Genomic DNA, 16,914 nt, shown 5'->3' on the forward strand with positions numbered 1-16,914 from the left:
AATCGCGCAGACTGAAAAACTGACTTGCCCTGAGTGACAGGATTCCCACCTATGGCTGAGCTGGCGACTGCGGTAAAAAAGTTGGCGATGTCACCACCGCAACGACCAGTTCGCGAAACACAAAACCTGAATCTCGAAACTTTTCATAGACTTCATCGATAACCGGCTGGTCAGCCGCATTTTCTTCGCGGCCAAAAGCGTATCGAAAGAATTGCTTTACGATACTGCGTTGGCACGTTTCACTATCGGCCAAAACGCGTCCCAGTTGCTTAGGCTGTTTGAATTCCGAATCAACTAGCCCTTGCACATAAGCATGTGTATCTAAATCTAATTCGATCGTCTTGGGATTATCGCGACTGCCAAATCGCAGCTCCATCTTCTCTTGATATCGTCCAACTGCATCATATTGTTCAAATCCGTAACCAATCGGATCGATCAGCCGATGGCAACCCGAACACGCTTCGCTGTTTAAATGAATATCCAACCTTTGACGATTGGTCAGCGGTTGGTCGACCGTCAATTCCGGTAGCACAGAATTGACACCCGGCGGTGGCGGCGCGATCTCTTGCGACAGAAATTGATGTCGCACAAAGAGCCCTCGGGCCGTTGGCGAGGTCTCCGCTGGTTTACTGGTCAGCACCAAAAACGATCCGTGCCCCAATACTCCTGACCGACCAGATTCCGGAGGATAAGCGACTTGGGCGAAGTCTTCGGCAGGAGCCGGCAGGCCGTAAATCTGAGCCAATGTCGAATTGACGAAGGTGTATTCGGCCGTAAAAAACTCCATAAAGTTCACGTCGTTCCATACTAGATGCCGGAACAACTGCCGCGTTTCTTGAGTCATCGCGGCGGCCACTTCCGAGTTGAAATCGCGATACTTACGGCGGTCTCGAGTTGCAGCCAACACGTCATCGAACCGCATCCATTGCGCAAGAAACTCGTCCATCGCGTCTACTGCACGTGGGTCGACTAGCATCCGCCTCGCGATCGCTTCCACGTCGTCCGCAGTGGCCAAACGCCCTTGCTCAATCGCTTGCCAGATCGATTCATCGGGCATGGTATCCCAGAGCAAATACGACAGTCGGCTAGCCAAATCCCACGCATCCATGTTCCCCTGCGTTTGCTTTGCCGTGCGGAAGAGAAAATTCGGTGACTGCAGCATCGCTTCAACCACCAATTGCAAGCCAGCCATCGATTCCGAAGTGGCCAACTGTTCGGCTTGAAACAACCGCATGTACTTGCCCAACTCGTCCTCATTCAGCGGTCGCCGAAACGCTTTAAATCCAAAGTTGCGAATCAACTGCTTTGCTGCTTCCTCATCGATAGCAGCATCGGAGGTAGCTGGCAGGTAGCCTCGCAACGCTTGTCCGCGAAATGCACTGCGAGCCAATCGCTCGGCCGCGTCGCTGTACGCTTCCGCCTGCAACGGAGAAATGCTTTGCGCCTCGATCTGGTTCTTAAAGCCGCGAACATAGTCCTCTTTCGGAAACCGATTCGCAGGCTGGCTTTGATCTCCCAGTAAATCACGTACCGTGTTGTTGTACTGGCTATGGGTCAGTCGCGCGATCGACAGCGGTTGTTCGTTGTACACCTTGGCGGATTCCATCAACTCCAGTGCGCGTTGCTGCTGGTCGGCGGTAAGTCCCGATAGGTATGCGATCCACTGCTTGAGCCACTGCTCTTGTGGACTATCGATCAAAATCCGCTGGCCACCGGTATGTTCGTCACGGTTGGTGGGGACACGCAACAAAAGCGAATTGTCTGGTTGCTCTCGATCCACATATTCCATCAGCGTGTAACCAAACGCCAGAATTTGGCTGGGGGTCGCTTGTCCGCTCGGAAACTCAATCCCGTAAGCTGACGCGACGCCGTTATCGTTGTGGCACAAATTGCACTGTACCGCTTTCATCGCGGGATACAGTTGATCGACAAACAACGCTTCCGCGTCTTGCGTAGCTAAGCCGTCGCCTTGCAATCGACCGCCGCATGCAGAAACGACAATCATCGTGATCGCAATACAACGGAAATAGCGTGCGAAAATTTGCATGCTGAAAACTTGTGAAAGAATAACTGCTAACCGCCACAGGCGACGGGGTATCGTCGCAACCATGTAAGCATCCTTCAGGCTGACCTAGAGGACAGCAGGTGGGTAAGGATGCCATGGCGCGGATCTATGCCCTACGACCAGCAAACATTATAGCAGTTTTCGCTGGCCTGTGGCACAAAAAGACATTTACAAACGCTACCAAACTAGGCTGCGACTCGACGCGGCTTTGACAGCACGCTGGGAAAAGTAAGCACTTCGGGCTTAACTTGCGGCTGTTGGCTGCGTTCCCAGTTTGAATGTTCGATTGCCGCTAGGACTTGTTCAGCCATAGTCACAGCCCGCAAACCGCGCGCACCCGAAACAGCCGGTTGGCTTGACGTCTCGATGGCATCCGCGAAATCAAGCAATTCTTGCTCGATGGCGTTCGTCGATTTGAATTGATGAACTTCGGTTGGCATCCACTCAGTAAACAGCGACTCTTTAACACGTAAGCGTTGTTCGTAAGGCAACGAGTCAGCGTTGTTGAAATCGCTATTCTGTCCGCAATGGCACAGCCGTGCTGAACCATCGGCAAAGTTGAGATGGGCCGTCAAGCTTTCGCTGTAAACTGACATCGTGCGTTGCAAGTGTTCATCCAGGCGACTGGCGCGAACTCGCGCGATGGTTCCGTTATGGAAATGGAAGTGAGCCTCAGCAAAGTCTTCTTGCTTCGATAGCACGCTGAAGCCGAATGCTGAAACGCGTTGAACAGTCGAATCAACTAGTTCGGCGATCAGATCCAAATCATGAATCATCAAATCCATCACGATACCGATATCGGTACTGCGTCCGGTGTAGGTTCCACTGCGAACGGCATCGATGAATCGAACGTCGTGTAAACGATTGCGAACTCCGGTCCACACAGGGTTGAAGTTCTCAACATGCCCCACTTGGATGGTCGCTTGATGCTGATCCGCCAATTGAATCAGATCGCGGCACTGTTGCATGTTCAGAGCAAATGGCTTTTCTACAAAGCAGTGTTTGCCCTGGACCAACAAACTGGAGCCAATCTGATGGTGCGTCACCGTCGGGGTGGCAATAATCGCGGCATCGATTTGGTCGAGCACTTGATGGACCGATGCTGCTGCGTTGACTCGTAGCTGTGAAGCGATCGCGTTTGCTCGCTCAGTGTCGCTTTCGACCACCGCGACCAGTTTTAACCGGCCGGTATCATTTTCGATCTTGCGAATTAAGCCAGCATGGATCTTGCCCAAGTGACCGGTGCCGATGACAGCACAACGAATGGAACTCACGCTGCTTTCCTCCGATCTCGGCCACGACCATGACGGCCCTCGGTCGAGTTGTCAATGAATTCGAACAGGACTTGAATCTCAGGGACCAATTGGTCGTTACCAGCCAGAATTTCGCGAGCGTGCTTGAGTCCAACTTTGGAGCGATAGATCAGCTTGTGAGCTTCGCTGATGGCACGGATGGCTTCGGAGCTGAAGTTCTTCCGCTTTAACGCGACAACGTTGACGCAGCGTGGTCGAGCTGGAAAGCCTTCGGCTAGCATATAAGGTGGTACGTCTTGCAAGACGCGAGACAAACCGCTGACAAAACTGTAGCATCCGATCGAGGCAAAGTGATGTACGGCCACGCCACCGCTGAGCGTTGCGTCATGCTGGACGCAAACGTGTCCACCCAGCATCACGTTGTTAGCCATAATGACGCGGTCCTCAACGGTGCAGTCGTGCGCTACGTGCGAACAGGTCATCAAGTAGCAGTCATTGCCGATGGAAGTGATCCCAAGATCCTTTTCGGTACCGCGGTTGACGGTCACCGATTCGCGGAACACGTTTCGATCGCCGATAATGACTTGAGTTGGACTGCCTTGATAGGAAAGATCTTGAGGTTCGGCTCCAATGACGCAACCTGGGAAGAAATGATTGTCACGTCCGATGGTCGTATTGCCGGTTAACGTGACGTTGTTTTCAAGTCGCGTGCCACTGCCAATTCGCACGTGGGGGCCAATAACACAATGATGTCCGATGCGTACGCCCTCTTCGATTTCCGATCGAGGGTCAACGACGGCGGTGTGTGCGATGATGGTAGGCATGTTCATAGTGGGCTAGAGCTTTCTAGCATTCGGAAGCTTGTGGTTTTTCATGGGTGTCATCCTGCATTGATGCTGATACAAGTTATCAAGCAGCCGCCACGACGGAATGGGAATGATTGTACTGATCAACGATTGCAGCGGCCATTTTGGCATTCAAAGCATGCCCGCTGCGACTGGCGATAATTCGCCCTGAAATCCGGAGCCCTGACAATGCGAGGTCTCCGACAAGGTCCAACAGTTTGTGCCTTGCGCACTCGTTGGAGTATCGCAACTCGTTCTCAATCGGTCCGCTATCACCGAAGACAAGCAAGTCTTGATATGTCACATGTTCAGCCAATCCGAGCGATCGGATATGACTGGCTTCATACTGAGTCACAAACGTTCGCGCTTCTGCAATCTGCTCGGCGAAAACGCCAGGGCTCAAAGTTGTCTGGTACGAACATGGTTCGATTACGCTGCCCAGTCCGTAATCCAAACGATATTCCAGCGTTAACTGATCACCCATCGCAGGAGAGGCGATGATCCAGTGCTTGTCGTCACCCAAACGGATAGCGTTTTCGATCTCAAAGACCTTCGCCTCGCAAGCTTGCTCTCGCACGCCTGCATCCGCAATGGCTTGCAAATAACCAGCCGCACTGCCATCCAAGGCAGGCAGTTCTTGTTCATCGCACTCAACGCGGCAATTATCAATGCCAGCCGCGTACAAAGCAGCCAGCAAATGCTCGGTCATATCGATTGCCGCTGACCCATGAGCCAGACGCGTTCGAAATTGCGTTGGCCGCACGGAATCGACACTTACCGCGATGCGTGGCGAACCAGGCAAATCCACGCGATAAAAGCAGATGCCGCTATTGGGAGCGGCTGGCAAAAGCCGCACCGTCACCCGCTGGCCGCCCCAAAATCCAGTCCCCTGAATTTCGACGGCCGTTTCTAACGTTCGTTGCTGCAGTGTCGGCTTCATATCGATGGCCATTAACCGTTGCTTTGAAAGTACGAAAATCAAATGCTCCGCAGAGCAACAAACTATCGACGAGGATTTTGTCCACCGTTGGCCTGCTGCGGTGTCAACATTTGCAGAATACCTGCAGTCATGTCGATCGAGCCGTTAAAGTAGACGATATCACGGCCGATTCCTTGAGTGACCGAAGCAGGCTTCTTGGCATCCATCTCGTCTTTGGTGTAACGGAACACAACGCTAATCTGGTTGTAGTCCGACAATTGCTTGACAGCGCTTTGGACTTCCTTGTAGGTCTCCAACAGCACGCGAGCCTTAGCTTCGGCGAACTCTTTTTCCTTGCGAACGAATTCAAGCTTCAGCTCGGATTCGGCAGCCGCGATCTTTTCTTCCAGCTTGCGGTAGTCAGAAGTTTCTTCTTTGTATTCGACACGCAGCTTTTCGAGATCCTTTAGGATCGCTTCGCGGCGAGTGTTGATGCTTTGCTCTTCAGCTTGAATCTGAGCATCAATGGCTTCAATCTTCGACTTCATCGTCGGGTGATTCATGAAGATGTACTGCATGTCAATCACACCAACCCGAGTAGGTTGAGCAGTCGGAGCAGCTCCTTGCGCGTTGGTGACCGATGGCACTGCCGCTGCACCCGCCAATAAAACTGCAACTGCAAAAGTTTTCCAGATACGCACTGTTCAGCACTCCTTGCTAAGCGTAAGCGTTTAATCGTAATTTCGCCAAAGGCCCAGCAGCCGATGGTCTGTTTCCTAAGAGCCGGGATGTGAATCATCCACAACCGACTCAATTTTTCGTGGCCGAGCATTTCTGTTCGGCTACAATTCGCATAATTAGCGTAAACCAGGTAGCCAAGTGAAGATCAATCCAGATTAATAGTGCCCTAAAATCACCGGAATTTTGATCTTTTCTCCGTTCCTCTCGACGAAAACTTCGACTTTTTGCTTGGGAGCGAAACTTCGAAGCGTGGCCAAAAGGTCCGTTACATTGTTCAATTGCTGACCCTCTATCGCTAATATTCGATCACCGCTCGCAAGGCCAGCTTTTTGAGCTGGCCCGTCGTTATCCACCATCGCAATGGTTGGGGCCGTTAAATCGCCGCGGAGGCGGACGCCTAACGAGCCTTGCTCTTGACTTGCAATCTGGATATTCGCTCGCCCCCCGACCCGCACAAACGCGGGACGTACAGGTCGCTGAGCCAAATCATTAGCGACTCGATAAACCATATCGGTTATTCGGACTATGCCGGTTGTATTAATCTTCTCAAAATCGTCACTTGGTCGATGATATTGCGGGTGGATGCCCGTAAAGAAGTGCAAAACGGGCACTCCTAGCTCAAAAAAAGGTTGATGATCGCTTGGTCCCATCGCTGGCCGCTGCAAGTCCGTATTCAGCCCCACTTGCTCCGCGGCCCCTGTCACAAGCGAACCGAAATCAGGCGAACTGCCAACTCCGTACACCACAATGCGATTGGAACCCAACCTTCCAATCATGTCCAAATTGATCATCGCGACGGTATCGGAAATAGGATGCACCGGATGTTGGACATAATACTTACTGCCCAGCAACCCCTTCTCCTCGGCCGAAAATGCTATCAATATCACCTTGCGGTAGTGCTCAGGACGATCACCGCGATAAGCGGCAAATCGATTTGCCAGTTCCAGTAGAGCGGCCGTGCCCGACGCGTTGTCATCGGCTCCGTTATGCACATCATAGATGCCCGGCGCGAGCGAACCATATTCTCCCATGCCCACGTGATCGTAATGAGCACCGACTACCACTGCTTCTGAAGCGAGATTGCCTTTGCCCTCCAGCACCGCGATGACGTTCGACGTCGTGAGTTTCTGTTGACTCAGTTCAACATTGCCCATCAAACGTAAACCGCTCAGGCTATGTGATTGAGGCACCAATTGCTCGTCGATCGCTTGCTCGAGCTTCGGCAAGTCTAGATTCGGATCGCTCATTCGCAACAGCGATTGGGCCGTTGCTCGTGTGATGAACATCGTGGGCAAACGTGCGTCGGCATTGAACTTCCCAGCGGCATCAAAAGGTGGCAACCCGTCTCGCGCCGCCCCTGCTTCACCTGCGTTTTCGCCCGCACTGACAAAATCGTTGACCAGCAACATGGCTTTAGCCCCATGCAGCTTGGCATTATTCAGCTTAGTAGTGAACAACGCATGTTGCGAGGTCGATTGGCCATCGAACGGGCTGTGGACATCTGCTTGTTGCGGTTCTTTGCGCAAGACGATCACCACTTTGCCGTTGGCATCGATCGACTGATAATCGTCGTAAGCCCAGTCGATTCCACTGGCCGTAATCCCGTAGCCTGCAAAGACCACTTCGCCTTCGAACGCGCCATTTCCACCGACCGACATGGGGCGAAAATCTTCATCGATCACCAGCGATTGCAGCCCCCCCTCGCCAGTCTGGACTTGCAAGGAATTATTGCTGGTGCTGGCCAGCGACGTCATGTTGCTGACAGGAAAGTATTGGTAGGGCAACTGATCGAACAAGTTAATCCGCAAGCCTGTAGCCGCTAGCGAGTTGGCGATATAGTGAGCCGCAGCGGCAAGCCCCGGTTTGCCCAAACCGCGGCCCATCAATTCGTCGGACGCTAGATACTGAACCGTTGCGGCAATCCGTTGCTCCGCCATCGGGACACTGAAAAACGATTCAAGCTCGGCAGATTGGGTGAGCAGCGTGACATCAGCAAACGGTGTATTGCTCTGCAGCAACTCTAAACCGTCGGCCCGAATAATATTGCATTTGAGACACTGGGAAGCCAGCAAAGCGACGAGAATGAGGTGGCACCGTGCTGTCAATTTCAACAGTTTGTCTCCGTACATAGTTGCTGATGATTCCGTTGGATGATTCGAAAAGTGGCCTGACTCTCGCTTCAGCGAAAGGTCCCCCCTTCCCTGAAAGCTGGTTTGGTTTCTAGTAGGAAATCGTTTGTTCGCTAGTTCCACGCGAGGCATCGGGGTCGACATCGGCCGGTAGCTGGATGATAAAGCAAGAGCCCCTGCCGATCTCGCTGGTTACCAGGATATTGCCGCCATGTTCATTGGCAATCTTGCGGCTGACAGCCAAACCAAGTCCGCTGCCACGAGCGCCCTTGGTCGATTCAAACGCCACGAAGGACCGTTCCGCTTGAGCTTGATCCATTCCCGCGCCGTTGTCCAGTACATGAGTCTCGACATGAGCACGATTTGATTTGATTTCAACGAACACTTGCGGCTGATAATCGTCATGCTCCTCATTCTTTTTGCGATCCACACAAGCGTCGATGGCATTGGTGATCAAATTTACCACCGCATGATAGATCGCGTCCGATTCGCCGTAGATTCTGGCGGGATGAGTGGTCGCTTGAAACAACAGTTGTACACCTTGATCGCTGGCATTGGCCATCAATAGATCGACCGCATCTTGCACAATGGTATTCATGTCATGTTCGGCCATTTGCGGCTGGCGCTCTTTGCCATAAGCTAACATATCCAAGACCAGCGATTTGATGCGGCGTTGATTCTTTTCCACTACCTTCCAACCTTGTTGCACCGCTTGCAAGTCGCCGTTTTTTAACGCTGTATTGACCAGAAAGCTACCGCCCTCGATGCCTTGGAGAATGTTCTTGATATGGTGCGAGATGGAAGCGATAACGGTCCCCATCGCGGCCAATCTTTCAGACCGCAACATGGTTCGATAGTTGTAAGCATCTTCGACGACCAATGCCGCGTGGTGGCCAATCGCGCTCAGCAGCTTCAAGTGCTCCATGTTCAGCAGTTCTTGTTTTTGCTCTGCCGAAAGTTTGCCCAATGACATCGATGTGTCGATATAGATGACCCCTACAATTCCATGGCGGCCTGGCATGGGGACACAGATCGCTTCGCGAACGCCAGCTTGAGCAATACTGGCACTGACGTCCCAACGTTGATCGCTGATGGCATCGCCCGTTAAGACCGCTTCGCCGGTCTGCAAAACATAATCCAGAATCGTTTCGCTGATACGAAGTGCCGAACTGCGAGCGGACTGGTTTCGATCCAGCCTACCAGCAGGCTTGAGCGTGCGCGTCACCGGATCTAAAAACAGGATGCAAGCTCGATCGCACCGAATCCACTGAAAGATCATTTCCAAGATCTGTTGCACAAGCCCTGGCAGATCGCTGGTGCGAGAGATCTGAATGACCGCGCGGTACATCATCTGCCAATACTCTTCCGACGGCTGGTTAGCGATCGCAATATCCACTGGCTCTAATGGATCAACCGGGTTCTCAAGCCGCTTTTTGACTGCTTGGTCGATCGCCGCTGACGATTTCATATCCAGGACGTGTCGGATCTGAGACAAATTTCCTTCTTCGGACGCTTCGGAATCTTCTTCTTTGATGATCTCGATATCAAAGACGCTTGCGGACGCGGATTCGAACGCCCCAGAATCGGTGACTTTCGACTTTCGTCCCTGTTCGCCAGCGACAAAAACCATCAAATTGCGACCGATTTGGATTCGATCACGGTCGCAAAGCACATGCGTTACCACGCGTTGGCCGTTGACCAGCGTGCCATTGCTGCTGCCCAAGTCACGCAATTGAATTTGATCATTTGCGGCGGAAACTTCGGCGTGGCGTCGCGAAACCTCGCGATCTCGCAGCACGACGGAACATCGGGGACTGCGCCCGATAACAAGCTCTGCACGTTGCTCCAGTTCGATACGACGATCGACATCAGGGCCTTCGAGAATAAGTAAATAAGCCATGCGGTCATTAGTCCAGTAAGCTCGACGGGCGATAGCCGAGTTGGGCTGTGGTAGGCAGCAAGCGTCACGCAGAACACTTGACAAGCCGCAATTATGACCTGGATTGACGCTGCTGCAAGCAAGGCAAATAAAGAACTCTGCCGGTGGATGGCGACGGTGCGTTAGACATACGTTTCTGGGCCGGGCACGGGGTACTCTTGGCCAATCAGTTTGTAGATCAATCGCATATTGACCCAATCCCAGTCTTCGCGATTCTTATTCAACCCCTTCTCCGTTTCCAGAATCATCGGATGCTTCTTGATCTCGGGATGGTGAATAAAGCGGCTGATGCCCTCTTCGCCGATGGTTCCCATCCCTAGATGATGATGCCGATCCACGCAGCTTCCAGCAGGCTTCTTGGAATCGTTCAAATGAATCACGCGGACCTTGTCCAGCAATTGATGCTCCTGCAACTCTTCGATCAATCGCTCTAGACCTTCATGCGCGGACAGATCGTAACCGGCCGCATGCGCATGGCAGCTATCGATGCAGATTCCCAATCGCAAATCAGATCGATACGGGCTTAACATGCTGCTCAATTCGCTGACCGATCGCCCCAGCGTTGTGCCTTGTCCAGCCGTATTCTCAATGATCAATTGAGTATGCTTAGGCTCAAAGCGTTTGAGTAATTCATCCATCGACTGGTGGAAGCGTTGGATACCCTCGCTGGCTGAATCGGTAACAAATGCGCCGGGGTGAACGACGACGCCTTGCAACTTCAGTGCATCGGCCCGCTGCAGTTCCACTAGCAAGGATTCAATTGACTTTTGACGCAGTTCTTCTTTGGGCGATGCCAAGTTGATTAAGTACGACGCATGGCTAAAGATATCTCCGATAGAAGACTCGTTCCAGTCAGATTCAAAGGTTTGGATAGCCTCCGGCGTTAAAGGTTTGGCTTGCCACTGGCTTGCATTTTTCGTAAAGATTTGGCAGGTCGTCATGGCCAACTTGGCGGCTGCATCGATTGCCAAATGCAAGCCACCTGCGACGCTCATATGCGAGCCTAGGGTCCAACCGTTCATCGCGATGTCTGTCTACTGTTAAGGAATAATGGACTTGATACGGAAAACCATACAAACCAGCTTCGCGAAGAAAGGTTTTGCCGCAAGCGGTAAAATCATTTTGTCGCAGTTGCTCATGCGGCTTAACAAAGCTGCGGTTGGATTGAGCTCCCGTAGCGACAAGCACCAAGTACGCGTAAGATAACGGCCTTACGATTTGGAGATGCAGCTTGATTCGACCCCTTCGAGATTGCGGAAGATTGTTAAACCAATGAGCAAACTGATTGCTGAAAACTTACGCAAAGCGTACCCCACCCCTGGCGGCGAATTGGTCATTTTTGAATCGCTGTCGTTGCAATTAGCGGCGGGCGAATCGATCGCTATTGTTGGCCCCAGCGGCTGCGGCAAGTCGACTTTACTGCACTGCTTAGGGACATTAGATCCTCCCAGCGGCGGGACGGTGATGATCGATGGCGTGAACCCATACGAATTGTCCGCTTCCGAAATGGCTTTGTTTCGCAATGAAAAGATTGGCTTCGTTTTTCAAGATCATTTCTTGCTGCCGCAACTGACAGCTCTGCAAAACGTTTTGATCCCAGCGCTAGCACGCGGCAAAGTCAGTCCGCAGATGGCGGACCGCGCCCAAAAGCTTCTCGAGCGAGTCGGGTTGGGCGGTCGACTTGATCATCTTCCCAGCCAGTTAAGCGGCGGGGAACGAGCTCGTGTGGCAATTGCCCGAGCCCTCGTGGCGCAACCCAGCGTCATTTTTGCCGACGAACCGACTGGAAGCCTTGATCCCAAAAACGCAGGGATGGTCGCGGATTTATTGCTGACGATTCAGCAAGACGAAAACGTGGCCTTATTGGTAGTGACACACAGCGTCGAGCTAGCTGGCCGGCTGCCCCGGCAACTACAAATGGTCACTAACGCCTGAGTTCGTGTTTAAAGCCACGCACCGCTTCAATGCCGGGATCCGACCGTCGAGCGATTCAAACTGCAGATAATCAAGCCTAAACAGAAAAGTTTGCCAAAAATTGCGTTTTTGGAGCGGCATTTTGGAAATGTTGTTTCGAGCAGCTTAACTAAAGTTTGAAAATCGAGCCGATACAGCTTGAGATGACTAGGACACGCGTGGAACAACATTACCGCTGCGAACGAAACGCCTGGTCAATTTTGGGACTTCCGCCCGCGGCATGGATTGCATCGCTGGCAAAGCTTTCGCAAAGGACTGTGACAAATGCGTCGTACTTTCTTAGCCATTTTTGCTGTAGCTGCGACCGTCGCTCCAGCGCTGTTGAGCGCTAGCGGACTATTTCACAAATGTGATAAGTGCGGCAAGGACTGCGAACAACATGTATTGGTTGAACGCACCATCATGGTCCCAATGAAAGTGATGGAGACTCGCGTCAAGTACTGCTTGGTGGAAACAACCGAGGAACGCGAAGAGACCTACACCATCTTCCAAGCTAAGCCTGTTAAACGTGAGATCAACAAAGATTTTTGCTATCTCGAAGTTGAAGTCAAATCCAAAAAGATCACGCTAAGTGAATGTAAAATCATCGATGTCCCGGTCAGCATCGCCAAGAATGTCAAGGTACCGCAGATTGAATGCGTCGAAGAGACGTACTTGAAAGAAGTCTGCACAGAATGCGGCCCAGTGTGCGTTGAAGAAACTTGCTTGGTAGAAAAAGCCCGCATGGTGGACGATGTCCAAGTCACGCAAGCGTGTGAGCCTCGCTTGGTATTCGAAAAGACGACCAAGGATTTCTTCTACTGTGTGAAGACACCTAAGAAGCATACGGTCGAGTGCGCGGTGGAAGAGACCGTCGAACTGATTCCGGTTGAGAAGACTCGCAAAGTGTGTGTCACCGTACCGAAGTTCGAGAAGCAGTGCTATGAAGTGGAGACCGTGAAGATGGTTCCCAAGAAGATCATGTGCTGTGCCAAATGTTCGCAAGCACATCATCGCTAAAGTAGCTGGCACACTCCGTGTGCCGTCCGCAGAGGTACATTATACGTCTGACGCCAGTTCGTAGTATCGCCTTTAGGCGGCATGTTGAAATTGAAGACATCCGCCTGAAGGCGGTACTACAAACGAAGGCGGTCTGTGCGCAGATGAGCCTTACTCCGTATCCGCAAGATCAAAATTCTTGATTGATTGCCAATAGGCATTCTTCTTAAACACAATCGATCGCAGATTGTTCTCCGGGTCCAATACAGCCAGTTCTTCCACTGCGACATGATCCAGCTCAACCAGCTTGCCTTGCCGCAACGCAATACACTGCGATTGGGTCGCGACATACTGAGGTAACGCAGCAACTGCCAGCCGCGTCGGCAATAAATCACTGGCCACAAACTTGCCTTGCTGGAAATCCGTGATAGGTAACGCATGGTCGATTGAAAACACGCCCACCGCTTCTCGCAACAGGGATTTCATCACCGCGCCCGTGCCCAACTGGCTGGCAATATCACGAGCGATCGAACGTACATAAGTTCCCGAGCCGCAGCGAATGCTTAGCTCAAACTCCGGATACCGATAACTTAGTAACTCGCAACGTTCAATTGTCACCAATCGTGGCGGCAATTCCACTTCCACACCTTTGCGGGCCAAACCGTACGCTCGCTGGCCGTTGATCTTTACTGCGCTGTAAGCTGGCGGGCGTTGCTCGATCACACCCATTTGGCTGCGGCAGGCCGATTGCAGTTGCTCCCAAGTCGCAGTAATTTCCGCGCCGACTGGTTCCATGGGCGTTTCAACATCCAGCGAAGGACTTTCTAGCCCCAACAGAAAAGTTCCTCGATAACTTTTGTCTTGCCGCTGGATATACTCGATCAGCCTCGTCGCGGTTCCGACTGCGATGACTAAGACACCTTCAGCGATTGGATCGAGTGTACCGGCATGTCCGACTTTGCGAGTATCCAGGCATCGCATGACGATGTTCACGCAATCGCGACTGGTCATACCCGCTGGTTTGTAGAGATTGATTAAGCCGAACATAGGGATGTTGCCGCGCGTGCTTTAGGTTCTAAATTGAAGGTCGCAAAATCTACAACTTAGATCATTTCGTGTCTACTCGTGGACGATAGCAGTCGATGGTGCCTGATTGTGGACCAGGATTGTATTGTTTCACAGCCCAACTCCCACGTTACGCTCGAGTTGTATGTCCGAATCGCGAAACATCCGTTGGGATATAGCCGCTCTGATCCTCGCCACCTTTGCGCTTTTCGTGTGGGCATCGCTGCTCACCTACGATCCGGCCGACCCGTTGACTCCCGCTCCGGTTCTGTTGAATGTCATCTTCGAACCCTATCCGGCCCAGCAGATTTCGTATCCGCCCAACGAATCGATCACCAACCGTTGCGGCTACATCGGCGGTTGGGTCGCGCAAGCCATGATGCACGCCTTTGGAGCGGGTGCGTTTATCGTCTCCGCCTTGCTTGTTTTGGCGGTGGTGGTCATGATTCGCCAGCGCCCGTTGGCGTCACCGCTGGGCCGATCGCTGGGGTGGACGATCGTACTTACAACCCTGCTCACGCTGATGGAACTTACGCGACTGCGACTGCCGATGGCGTTACCGCTAGGTGCAGGCGGTGCGATCGGCGCGATGGGAGCGATGTGGATCAGTAGCCAGTTCGCCTTTGCCGGTGGCATTTTGGTGTGTTTGTGTTGTTTGACCATCGGCTTGATGCTCAGCACCGAGTATGCGGTCTTTCGGGGCGTGAGTTTTTTAACCATAGGCATGATCGTTATCTGCAAACGCATGGGCTGGCCGGTCGCCGAAGCGGTCCGACAAGGCGCGGCCTTGGGCAGCCGCACCTTGGGGCGAACTCAACATCAACCCTCCGTGACCGTCAAAGCCAGCGAAGCCGAGAAGGAAAAGCTGGTGCTGGCCGCCACCGAAGACCGCGAACCTTATCAAGGCGAACTCAATGGTCCCACCATCCGCATCGGGGGCAAGCAAGGGGACGGCAAACTGCCGGACAGTAAGCCAGCGGATGCCAAGTCGGATGCAGTCACCGGCCATGACGCGAAGGTTAGCGTGGCAGGCGAGTCGTCTGCGGAAGAGCCCAAGAAGCATCAGAACCCACGCACACGCAGCATTACGACGACAGCGGTAGGTAAGCTCGCTGGCAAACTAAGTTCGATTGCAGGTCTGAAAAGCAAGCAGGATGCAGACGACGCCCAAGGCGAAGACCATCACGACGAAGATGCGAGCGACGATGCCTTCGTGGACCTGAACGTTGATGGTGAAGATATCTCGGCCCGCATCGATGACTCGCACGATGGCAGCGAGCCCAAGATTAAAACTCGCAAGTCGCGTAACGAGAAGCCAGCGACGAACTTCTTGGAAACACTGGATGATACGCGTTTGCCCGATGGTGCCGAGGAATACGTCCTGCCTGGCATTGATCTGCTGACACCTTCGGAAGATTTCTCCTACGAAGAGCAGATGGTCGAGATTCGACGCAAAGCGAAAATCCTCGAACAGACGTTTGCCGACTTTGGCTTCAACATCCGCGTGGTTGAGATCGAAACGGGACCGGTGATCGCGCAGTACGAGATCGAATTGGAAGCCGGATTGCGGCTCAGCAAAATCACGTCGCTGGCGGACGATCTCGCGATTGCTTTGCGCGTACCCAGCGTTCGTATCGTCGCGCCGATCCCGGGCAAAAATACCGTTGGTATCGAAGTGCCTAACGAGAAGCGGCAGATCGTGCGCATGCGTGAGGTCATGGAAGAGACCGGCAGCGAAATCCGCAAGATGAAGATCCCTCTGTTCCTAGGCAAGGACGTGTCCGGTAAATCATTGTGTGTCGACTTGGCTTCGATGCCCCACTTGTTGATCGCTGGTCGAACGGGTACCGGTAAATCGGTTTGCTTGAATACGATTATCACTTCGATGTTAATGACACGGCGACCAGATGAAGTCCGCATGCTGATGATCGACCCGAAGATGGTGGAGCTATCGGGATATGGGCGTTTGCCTCACTTGATGCATCCCGTGGTGACCGATATGCAGAAGGCCGAAGCGATTTTGGCATGGGCAGTCGACAAGATGGAAGAGCGTTATGCGTTGCTTGCGCGGGCCGGTGTGCGCCATCTGGTCAGCTATAACCAGTTGGATCGTACCGAACTGATGGAGCGTATTAAACCGGAAACGCCAGAGGAAGAACAAGCGATCCCCGAACACTTGCCGTTCATTGTCATTGTGGCTGACGAGATTGCGGACATGATGATGACCGCGGGCAAGGAAGTCGAGCAGCATATTATTCGGCTGGCTCAAAAGAGCCGAGCGGTTGGTATCCATTTGATCTTGGCCACGCAAAAACCGACAGTCGATGTTATTACGGGATTGATCAAAAGTAACTTGCCTGCTCGTATTAGCTTCCAAGTCGCCAGCCGCACCGACTCGCGCGTCGTCTTGGACGAGATGGGGGCTGATAAGCTGCTGGGCAACGGAGATATGCTGTTCTTATGGCCGGGCACTTCGACGCTTCTGCGCGGCCAAGGCACGTACTTGGGCGACGACGAGATCAATCGGGTGGTCGATTATTGCAGCCAAGGCGAGCAGAAGTTTGTGCAAGAACTGATGCACATCGACGTCAACAAGGAAGAAGGCGATTCCAAGGAGAATGCCGCTCCGGGCAACTTCCGCAAACGAGACGACTTGTACGAAGCGGCCGTCGATGTGGTCGTAAGGGAAGGCCGCGGGAGCTGCTCGTTGTTGCAACGAGCCCTTGGGATCGGGTACGGTCGAGCCGCTCGCTTGATCGACTTCATGGCCGAAGACGGCATCGTGGGGCAATATAATGGCTCGCAGGCCCGCGACGTAACGATCTCGCTGGCACAGTGGGAAGCGATGCGAACCGGAGGCGAAGTCCCCGCAGCCGCAGCAGAACCTGCCAGAAAGAACCGCGTCCGTCGCGACGATGGCTGGGACGCTCCGCAAGCCTCCAATAAGGTGCTGGCGGGGGCAGAAGACGACGAAACGGCCTCTTGGGACGAAGAAGACTAAGAAAC

12 protein-coding genes are annotated in these 16,914 nt (G+C 53.0%); 3 read left to right on the forward strand and 9 right to left on the reverse strand.

The genetic code is table 11. The features are described 5' to 3' along the window. Nucleotides 1–49: 49 nt before the first annotated feature. The 8 genes from SH302x_RS16530 to SH302x_RS16565 all read right to left on the reverse strand — a co-directional run bounded on the left by SH302x_RS16530 (nucleotide 50) and on the right by SH302x_RS16565 (nucleotide 10,913). Complete coding sequence (locus SH302x_RS16530) at nucleotides 50–2,047, reverse strand: DUF1592 domain-containing protein (RefSeq protein ID WP_479363505.1); 1,998 nt, start codon at nucleotides 2,045–2,047, stop codon at nucleotides 50–52. 203 nt (nucleotides 2,048–2,250) lie between these two features. Next, on the reverse strand, nucleotides 2,251–3,339 hold the full coding sequence (locus SH302x_RS16535; RefSeq protein WP_479363506.1) for a Gfo/Idh/MocA family protein: 1,089 nt from the start codon (nucleotides 3,337–3,339) through the stop codon (nucleotides 2,251–2,253). Then, the gene (gene lpxA, locus SH302x_RS16540) at nucleotides 3,336–4,148 is read right to left on the reverse strand and encodes an acyl-ACP--UDP-N-acetylglucosamine O-acyltransferase (RefSeq protein ID WP_479363507.1); all 813 of its coding nucleotides are present in this window, start codon (nucleotides 4,146–4,148) and stop codon (nucleotides 3,336–3,338) included. Before lpxA ends, SH302x_RS16535 begins: the two co-directional genes overlap by 4 nt. A 79-nt stretch (nucleotides 4,149–4,227) precedes the next feature. After that, on the reverse strand, nucleotides 4,228–5,115 hold the full coding sequence (gene lpxC, locus SH302x_RS16545) for a UDP-3-O-acyl-N-acetylglucosamine deacetylase (RefSeq protein ID WP_479363508.1): 888 nt from the start codon (nucleotides 5,113–5,115) through the stop codon (nucleotides 4,228–4,230). Between the two features lie 50 nt (nucleotides 5,116–5,165). After that, on the reverse strand, nucleotides 5,166–5,783 hold the full coding sequence (locus tag SH302x_RS16550) for an OmpH/Skp family outer membrane protein (protein ID WP_479363509.1): 618 nt from the start codon (nucleotides 5,781–5,783) through the stop codon (nucleotides 5,166–5,168). A 195-nt stretch (nucleotides 5,784–5,978) separates the two neighbouring features. After that, a complete protein-coding gene (locus SH302x_RS16555) occupies nucleotides 5,979–7,934 on the reverse strand; it encodes a M28 family peptidase (RefSeq protein ID WP_479363510.1) in 1,956 nt (651 codons plus the stop codon). A gap of 109 nt (nucleotides 7,935–8,043) precedes the next feature. Next, complete coding sequence (locus SH302x_RS16560; protein WP_479363511.1) at nucleotides 8,044–9,852, reverse strand: ATP-binding protein; 1,809 nt, start codon at nucleotides 9,850–9,852, stop codon at nucleotides 8,044–8,046. 161 nt (nucleotides 9,853–10,013) lie between these two features. Continuing rightward, on the reverse strand, nucleotides 10,014–10,913 hold the full coding sequence (locus SH302x_RS16565; RefSeq protein ID WP_479363512.1) for a deoxyribonuclease IV: 900 nt from the start codon (nucleotides 10,911–10,913) through the stop codon (nucleotides 10,014–10,016). A gap of 250 nt (nucleotides 10,914–11,163) precedes the next feature. Between SH302x_RS16565 and SH302x_RS16570 the strand changes: the two genes are divergently transcribed. Together SH302x_RS16570 and SH302x_RS16575 are read left to right on the forward strand one after the other, a co-directional pair. Then, nucleotides 11,164–11,826 (forward strand): ABC transporter ATP-binding protein, encoded by a 663-nt coding sequence (locus tag SH302x_RS16570; RefSeq protein ID WP_479363513.1) that lies wholly within the window; start codon nucleotides 11,164–11,166, stop codon nucleotides 11,824–11,826. Nucleotides 11,827–12,129: 303 nt separating this feature from the next. Then, nucleotides 12,130–12,864: a hypothetical protein gene (locus tag SH302x_RS16575; protein WP_479363514.1), complete on the forward strand. Its 735-nt coding sequence runs from the start codon at nucleotides 12,130–12,132 to the stop codon at nucleotides 12,862–12,864. A gap of 150 nt (nucleotides 12,865–13,014) precedes the next feature. Here SH302x_RS16575 and truB read toward each other — a convergent pair whose 3' ends face one another. Further along, a complete protein-coding gene (truB, locus tag SH302x_RS16580; RefSeq protein ID WP_479363515.1) occupies nucleotides 13,015–13,890 on the reverse strand; it encodes a tRNA pseudouridine(55) synthase TruB in 876 nt (291 codons plus the stop codon). A gap of 163 nt (nucleotides 13,891–14,053) precedes the next feature. Between truB and SH302x_RS16585 the strand changes: the two genes are divergently transcribed. Beyond that, nucleotides 14,054–16,909: an FtsK/SpoIIIE family DNA translocase gene (locus SH302x_RS16585; RefSeq protein ID WP_479363516.1), complete on the forward strand. Its 2,856-nt coding sequence runs from the start codon at nucleotides 14,054–14,056 to the stop codon at nucleotides 16,907–16,909. The last annotated feature ends 5 nt before the right edge of the window (nucleotides 16,910–16,914 follow it).

The organism is Njordella calcicola, from assembly GCF_056494125.1.